Consider the following 7,063-nt stretch of genomic DNA (forward strand, 5'->3'; position numbering starts at 1 on the left):
CCGATCTTTCGGCCTGCCCCGGCCGACGGGCCGGGGCAGGCCGGGCCCGGCGGCCCGTCAGCCGTCCGACCCCGGCACCCCGTCGCGCGCCCCGCAGTCCGCGAGGTGGTCGTTCACCAGCCCGCAGGCCTGCATCAGGGCGTAGGACGTCGTCGGGCCGACGAAGCGGAATCCGCGCTTCTTGAGTTCCTTGGCCAGGGCCGTCGACTCCGGTGTGACCGCCGGGACGTCGGCGGCCGTCCGGGGCGCGGACCGGCCGGGGGCCGGCGCGTACGACCAGACGAGCGCGTCGAGCCCGCCGGGGCCCAGTTCCACGGCCGCCCGGGCGTTGGCCGTCGCCGCCGCGATCTTCGCGCGGTTGCGGATGATCCCCGGGTCGGCCAGCAGCCGCGCCTCGTCCTCGGCCGTGAACGCCGCCACCTTGGCGACGGAGAAGTCCGCGAACGCCGCGCGGAAGCCCTCGCGCCGGCGCAGGATCGTCAGCCACGACAGGCCGGACTGGAAGGCCTCCAGGCATATCCGCTCGTAGAGGGCGTCGTCGCCGTGCACCGGCCGCCCCCACTCGGTGTCGTGGTAGGCCCGGTAGTCCGCGCGGGACTCCGTCTCCAGGCCCCACGGACAGCGCGCCAGCCCGTCCGGCCCCCGCACCACGCCGCCGTCGGTCATTCCCTCTCCCCTTCCCCCGGCGCCTTCCCCTCGGAAGGCGTCCGCCGTGCGTCGTCGCCGCGCGCCGGGCGCGCGGCCTCCCCGCCCGCCACCGGACCGGCGCCGCCCATCGCCGCCGCCTGGGCCCCGGCCAGCGCGGCCTCCAGCTCGGCGATGCGGGCGTCCCGCTCGGCCAGTTCGGCGCCGAGCCGGTCCAGCGCGTCGTCGGTCTCGGTCATGCGGTAGCCGCGCAGGGCCAGCGGCAGGCGCAGCGCCTCCACATCGGCGCGGCCGAGCGGACGGGCGGCCGGCAGCGGCCAGGCGATCCTGTCCGGCTCCGCCTCGGGCAGCACGCCCGCGCCGCCACCCCCGGCGACGGCGAGGGTGACCGCGCCGACCACCACGACCAGCGCGATGAGCAAGAACCAGAACACGGCCGTCTCCCCGAATGTCCGCCGTCAGCCAAACCGTCCACCCCGATCGTGCCATGCCGCACCGACGGTTAAGGTCGCTGCCGGACCACGGAGAGGGAGTGCGGAAGATGCTGCGGCTGGGGCGACGCGAGTTCGACAGGCACGAGCCGGTGATCATGGCGATCGTCAATCGGACGCCGGACTCCTTCTACGACCAGGGCGCCACCTTCGCCGACGAGCCGGCGCTGGCCCGCGTCGAGCGGGCCGTGGCCGAGGGCGCGGCCATCATCGACATCGGGGGCGTGAAGGCGGGCCCGGGCGCCGAGGTGGACGCCGTGGAGGAGGCCCGCCGCACGGTCGGCTTCGTGGCCGAGGTGCGCCGGCGTCACCCGGACGTGGTGATCAGCGTCGACACCTGGCGGCACGAGGTCGGCGAGGCGGTCTGCGAGGCGGGCGCGGACGTGCTCAACGACGCGTGGGGCGGGGTGGACCCGAAGCTGGCCGAGGTCGCCGCCCGCTACGGGGCGGGGCTGGTGTGCACCCACGCGGGCGGCGTCGCCCCGCGCACCCGGCCGCACCGGATCGCCTACGAGGATGTGATGGCGGACATCCTGGAGGTCACCACCGGTCTGGCCGAGCGGGCCGTCGCGCTCGGCGTACGGCGCGACGGCATCATGATCGACCCGGGGCACGACTTCGGGAAGAACACCCGGCACTCGCTGGAGGCCACCCGCCGGCTGGGCGAGATGGCGGAGACGGGCTGGCCCGTGCTCGTCTCGCTGTCCAACAAGGACTTCGTCGGCGAGACCCTCGACAAGCCGGTCAAGGAGCGCGTCCTGGGCACGCTGGCCACGACGGCCGTCTCGGCCTGGCTGGGCGCCCAGGTCTACCGGGTGCACGAGGTGGCGGAGACCCGGCAGGTGCTGGACATGGTGGCGTCCATCGCCGGCCACCGGGAGCCCGCGGTGGCCCGGCGAGGACTGGCCTAGAGGGCCGGCCCGGCCGGACCGGCCGCGGGCGGGGCTCAGGTGCCCGCCTCCTTGGTGACGACCTCGACGGTCTCGTCGACGTCGTCGGTGATGTGGAACAGCTGGAGGTCCTGCGGCCCGGCCTTGCCCTCGGCGACGATGGTGTCGGTCAGCCAGTCCACCAGGCCCCGCCAGTAGGCCGAGCCGAAGAGGACGATCGGGAAGCGGGTGACCTTCTTCGTCTGGACGAGCGTGAGGGCCTCGAAGAGCTCGTCCAGCGTGCCCAGCCCGCCCGGCAGGACCACGAACCCGCTCGCGTACTTCACGAACATCGTCTTGCGGACGAAGAAGTAGCGGAAGTCCACGCCCAGGTTCACGTACGGGTTGAGGCCCTGCTCGAAGGGCAGCTCGATGCCCAGGCCCACGGAGACGCCGCCGGCCTCCATCGCGCCCTTGTTGGCGGCCTCCATCGCACCGGGGCCACCGCCGGTGATGACCGCGAAGCCGGCCTCGACCAGGCCGCGCCCGATGGCCACCCCGGCCTTGTACTCCGGGGTGCCGGGCCGGGTCCGGGCCGAGCCGAACACACTGATCGCCGGTGGCAGTTCGGCCAGCGCCCCGAAGCCCTCGACGAACTCGGACTGGATGCGCAGGACCCGGAACGGGTCCTCGTGCACCCAGTCGGCCGCCCCCCGGGTGTCCAGCAGATGCTGGTCGGTGGTGCCCACCTGCATCTGGCTGTGCCGCCGTACGACCGGCCCCCGGCGCTGCTCCCGCGGCGCGCGCGCCCCCTCGGAATTGACCATACCGAGCTCCCTCCGCTGCATGTCGTCGGATTCGATGCGGTTCAGCGTAGGCCCGCGGAACGCCGCCCCGACCTGGTCGTCAGCTCGTCAGCCAGGCGCGCAGCCGCTCCTCGCAGTGCGTGATCCGCTCGGCCACCACGTGCTCGTCCCGCTTGTGCGCGTAGAGCGGGTCGCCCGGACCGTAGTTGACGGCGGGGACGCCCAGGGCGCTGAAGCGGGACACGTCGGTCCAGCCGAACTTGGGCCGGGCCGTGCCGCCCACGGCCTCCATGAAGGCCACGGCCGCCGGGTGGGTCAGGCCGGGGCGGGCACCGGCGGAGTGGTCGTCGACGACGAACTCCGTGACGCCGCAGTCGGCGAAGACCTCGCGGACGTGCGCGAGCGCCTCCTCCTCGGAGCGGTCCGGGGCGTAGCGGAAGTTCACCGTCACGGTGCACGCGTCGGGGATGACGTTGTTGGCCACCCCTCCCTCGATCCGTACGGCGTTGAGGCCCTCGCGGTAGCGGAGGCCGTCGACGACGGGCTCGCGCGGCTCGTACGAGGCGAGGCGGTCGAGGATCGGCGCGGCGGCGTGGATCGCGTTGGAGCCCATCCAGCCGCGCGCCGAGTGGGCGCGCTCCCCCGCGGTGCGCAGGTGGACCCGCAGGGTGCCCTGGCAGCCGCCCTCGACCTCGCCGTCGGAGGGCTCCAGCAGCACGGCGAAGTCGCCCGCCAGCCAGTCGGGGTGCGCCTCGGCCACGTGGCCGAGGCCGTTGAGGTGGGCGGCGACCTCCTCGTTGTCGTAGAAGACGAAGGTCAGGTCGCGGTTGGGCGCGGGGACGGTGGCGGCGAGGCGCAGCTGGACGGCGACGCCGGACTTCATGTCGCTGGTGCCGCAGCCCCACAGGACGCCGTTCTCGTCCAGCCGGGAGGGCACGTTGCCGGCGATCGGGACGGTGTCGATGTGCCCGGCCAGGACGACCCGCTCGGCGCGGCCGAGGTGGGTGCGGGCGACGACGTTGTTGCCGTGCCGGTCGACGGTCAGGTGCGGCAGCTCCCGCAGCGCGGCCTCGACGGCGTCGGCGAGGGCCTTCTCGTCACCGCTCTCGGAACGGAAGTCGACGAGCGCGGCGGTGAGCGCGACGGCGTCGAGGGACAGGTCCAGTGCGGTGTGATCCATGCCGGCGAGCCTAACGCGACCGCCGGTACGGTCCCGGGCCGTCGCCGGACGGACTCTGAAGTAACGTGGCCCGCATGTCCCGGATCACCGTCACCCGCCGTGGCCGAACGCTGCGCATCGTGGCCGCCTGTGCCGTGCTGCTGGCGTTGATCGGATATCTGGTGGCCCAGCTGGTGACGGGCGGCCCCGGTGCGCCGCGCTGTGTGGTGCGGGCGAACGGGACCTCGTACGCGATGGCCCCGGAGCAGGCGGTGAACGCGGCGACGATCTCGGCCGTGGGCTCGGCGCGCGGGCTGCCGGAGCGGGCGGTGACGATCGCGCTGGCGACCGCGATGCAGGAGTCGGGGCTGCGCAACATCCACCACGGCGACCGGGATTCGCTGGGCCTGTTCCAGCAGCGGCCGACGCAGGGCTGGGGCACCGCGCGGCAGATCACGGACCCGGTGTACGCGGCCGGGAGGTTCTACGACCACCTGGTGCGGGTGCCCGGCTATTCGCGGCTGCCGCTGACGGTGGCCGCGCAGAAGGTGCAGCGCAGCGGGTTCCCGCAGGCGTACGCCAAGCACGAGCCGGAGGCCTCGCTGCTGGCGTCGGGGCTCACGGGCCGGGCGCAGGCCTCGTTCAGCTGCACGAAGAGCCCGGACGACGGCACGCCGGGCGATCCGGCGGCGGTCCGGAAGAAGCTCTCGCGCGAGTTCGGGTCCGGGGTGCTGGCCCCGGCCACGGCCGCCGCGGGCCGGCCGGCGGCCGCCGCGGCGTACACGGTGACGGCGACGGTGCGGCCCGACCCGGACTCGACGGTCGACTCCCCCGACCGGCGCGGCTGGGCGGTGGCGTCGTGGGCCGTGGCGCACGCGGCCGAACTGCGCCTGTCCAGCGTCTCCTTCGGTGGACGGACCTGGACGGCGGAGGACTCGGCGGACGGCTGGCGGAAGTCCGGCGACCGGGCCGCCCAGGACGCCGGGACCGTACGCATCACGACCGTTCACTAGTACGGCCGTCCACTCGGCCGGGGTAAACGGCGCATACGCGAATTGCCGCGCCCCGGGCCATGCGCCGGGATCCGCACGTGTGCCCGACGCGCCCCCGACAGCCTTGTGACAAAAGGCTTTTCAGCCTTCCTTACAGCTTGACAACCTGACCGGTTTGGCCGGGTTTCCGGGAAACCGATAATGCGACGCATTACCCACTCTTTACCTTGGGGCACCGCAACCTTCCACGGGCTCACGCGGTAGTCACTGCGTCCGCTCGCCGGACAGCAACCGACTTCCCACTCCGTCAAAGGAGCAACATGTCCCTCCCCCTCACGCGCCGGATCGCCCGGGTGGCCCTGCTCGTCGCGGCGGGTGCCGCTCCGGTCGTCGGTGCGGCCGGGTCCGCCAGCGCCGCGGCGCTGCCTCAGGCCACCGACCTCGCCCCGGTCAGCGCCCTGGACACCAGCACCGCGAGCAAGACCGTCGGCGCCGCCTCCGAGCAGGCCGGATCCGTCGCGTCGGGCGTCGGGAACAAGGCTGTCCACACCGCCGTGCCGGCCGCCACCGGCGCCGTGCAGAAGGCCGGCAACGAGACCGTCCCGGCCGCCAACAAGGCCGCGGGCAAGCTCGTGGGCAGCGGCGCCCAGGCCCTCGGCGGCACCGTCCAGGGCGCGACCAAGGGCGGCCTGCCCCAGGTTCCGCTGGGCGGCTGATCCAGCGCACGTACGGCACCGCAGCACCGAGGGGGCCCGGGAGTTCATCTCCCGGGCCCCCTTCGCGTACGCGCCGTGCGTAGCCGCTACTCGGCCAGACGACGGACAGCGGCCTCCACGCGCTCATCGGTCGCGGTGAAGGCCACGCGCACGAATCGCTCGCCCGCCGGGCCGTAGAACTCTCCGGGGGCCACCAGGATGCCCCGCTCGGCCAGGCTGCCCACCGTCTCCCAGCACGGCTCGTCCCGCGTCGCCCACAGGTACAGCGACGCCTCGCTGTGCTCGATGCGGAAGCCGGCGCCCTCGAACGCGGTCCGCAGCGCGTTCCGGCGCGCGGCGTAGCGGGCCCGCTGCTCGGCGACGTGCTCCGTGTCCCCCAGGGCCGCCACGGTGGCGGCCTGCACCGGGGCGGGGATCATCATGCCGCCGTGCTTGCGGATCTTCAGCAGCTCGCCCAGCACCGCGGCGTCACCGGCCAGGAACGCGGAGCGGTAGCCGGCCAGGTTGGAGCGCTTGGAGAGGGAGTGGACGGCGACGACGCCCTCGTACGAGCCGCCGCAGACGTCCGGGTGCAGCACCGAGACCGGGTCGGCCTCCCAGCCCAGCTCCAGGTAGCACTCGTCGCTGACGACCAGCACACCGTGCTCGCGGGCCCAGGCCACGGCGGCACGCAGCTCCTCCTTGGACAGCACCCGGCCCGTGGGGTTGGACGGCGAGTTCAGCCAGAGCAGCTTCAGGCCCGCCGGGTCGAGCTCCTCGGGGTCGTCGTAGACCACCGGCTCGGCACCCGCCAGGCGCGCGCCCACCTCGTACGTGGGGTAGGCCAGCCGCGGGAAGGCGACCCGGTCCCCGGCGCCGAGGCCGAGCTGGGTCGGCAGCCAGGCCACCAGCTCCTTGGAGCCGACCACCGGCAGCACATTGGTGTGCTCCAGCCCGGTGGCGCCCAGGCGCCGCCCGGCCCAGCCGGTGAGCGCGTCCCGCAGGGCGGCTGTGCCCCAGACCGTGGGATAGCCCGGGCTGTCCGCCGCACCGGCCAGCGCCCGCTGGATCACCGCGGGCACGGGGTCGACGGGGGTCCCCACCGACAGGTCCACGATGCCGCCGGGATGGGCGGCCGCGGTGGCCTTGTACGGCTCGAGGCGGTCCCAGGGGAAGACGGGGAGACGGGAAGAGACTGCGCTCACGGTGCTCGCTGCTCGCTCTCGTGCGGGAAGGGGTGGTGCGGGCGTGGGGGGAAACGCCGCGGGGGGGGGGGGGGGGGGGGGGGGGGGGGGGGGGGGGGGGGGGGGGGGGGGGGGGGGGGGGGGGGGGGGGGGGGGAGGGGGGGGGAGGGGGGGGGGGGGTGGACGGGGAGCGTAGCCCCGTCGCTGCTTTCTTCTGCTGTG

8 protein-coding genes are annotated in these 7,063 nt (G+C 74.4%); 3 read left to right on the forward strand and 5 right to left on the reverse strand.

Annotated features, from left to right (window positions below; all coding sequences use genetic code 11):
• Positions 1 to 57 precede the first annotated feature (57 nt).
• Together AC07BS_RS29980 and AC07BS_RS29985 are read right to left on the reverse strand one after the other, a co-directional pair.
• The gene (locus AC07BS_RS29980; RefSeq protein ID WP_478642841.1) at positions 58 to 666 is read right to left on the reverse strand and encodes a DNA-3-methyladenine glycosylase I; all 609 of its coding nucleotides are present in this window, start codon (positions 664 to 666) and stop codon (positions 58 to 60) included.
• Positions 663 to 1,079 (reverse strand): cell division protein DivIVA, encoded by a 417-nt coding sequence (locus AC07BS_RS29985; protein WP_478642842.1) that lies wholly within the window; start codon positions 1,077 to 1,079, stop codon positions 663 to 665. Before AC07BS_RS29985 ends, AC07BS_RS29980 begins: the two co-directional genes overlap by 4 nt.
• A gap of 107 nt (positions 1,080 to 1,186) precedes the next feature.
• Here AC07BS_RS29985 and folP point away from each other — a divergent pair, with 107 nt between their 5' ends.
• A complete protein-coding gene (folP, locus tag AC07BS_RS29990; RefSeq protein WP_478643235.1) occupies positions 1,187 to 2,047 on the forward strand; it encodes a dihydropteroate synthase in 861 nt (286 codons plus the stop codon).
• Positions 2,048 to 2,082: 35 nt separating this feature from the next.
• Here the strand turns inward: folP and AC07BS_RS29995 are convergent, their stop codons facing one another.
• Both AC07BS_RS29995 and dapE read right to left on the reverse strand, forming a co-directional pair.
• Positions 2,083 to 2,832, reverse strand: a complete 750-nt coding sequence (locus AC07BS_RS29995; RefSeq protein ID WP_478642844.1) for an LOG family protein — start codon at positions 2,830 to 2,832, stop codon at positions 2,083 to 2,085.
• Between the two features lie 79 nt (positions 2,833 to 2,911).
• Positions 2,912 to 3,991, reverse strand: coding sequence for a succinyl-diaminopimelate desuccinylase (gene dapE, locus AC07BS_RS30000; protein ID WP_478642846.1), 1,080 nt, complete (start codon positions 3,989 to 3,991; stop codon positions 2,912 to 2,914).
• Positions 3,992 to 4,065: 74 nt separating this feature from the next.
• Between dapE and AC07BS_RS30005 the strand changes: the two genes are divergently transcribed.
• Both AC07BS_RS30005 and AC07BS_RS30010 read left to right on the forward strand, forming a co-directional pair.
• Entirely contained in the window at positions 4,066 to 4,983 is a 918-nt protein-coding gene (locus tag AC07BS_RS30005; RefSeq protein ID WP_478642847.1) for a VldE C-terminal domain-containing protein, read from the forward strand.
• Positions 4,984 to 5,282: 299 nt separating this feature from the next.
• Entirely contained in the window at positions 5,283 to 5,678 is a 396-nt protein-coding gene (locus AC07BS_RS30010; RefSeq protein WP_478642849.1) for an ATP-binding protein, read from the forward strand.
• An 86-nt stretch (positions 5,679 to 5,764) separates the two neighbouring features.
• Here the strand turns inward: AC07BS_RS30010 and dapC are convergent, their stop codons facing one another.
• Entirely contained in the window at positions 5,765 to 6,862 is a 1,098-nt protein-coding gene (gene dapC / locus AC07BS_RS30015) for a succinyldiaminopimelate transaminase (RefSeq protein WP_478935081.1), read from the reverse strand.
• Positions 6,863 to 7,063 lie beyond the last annotated feature (201 nt).

It is taken from the genome of Streptomyces sp. NPDC044063 (assembly GCF_056434285.1).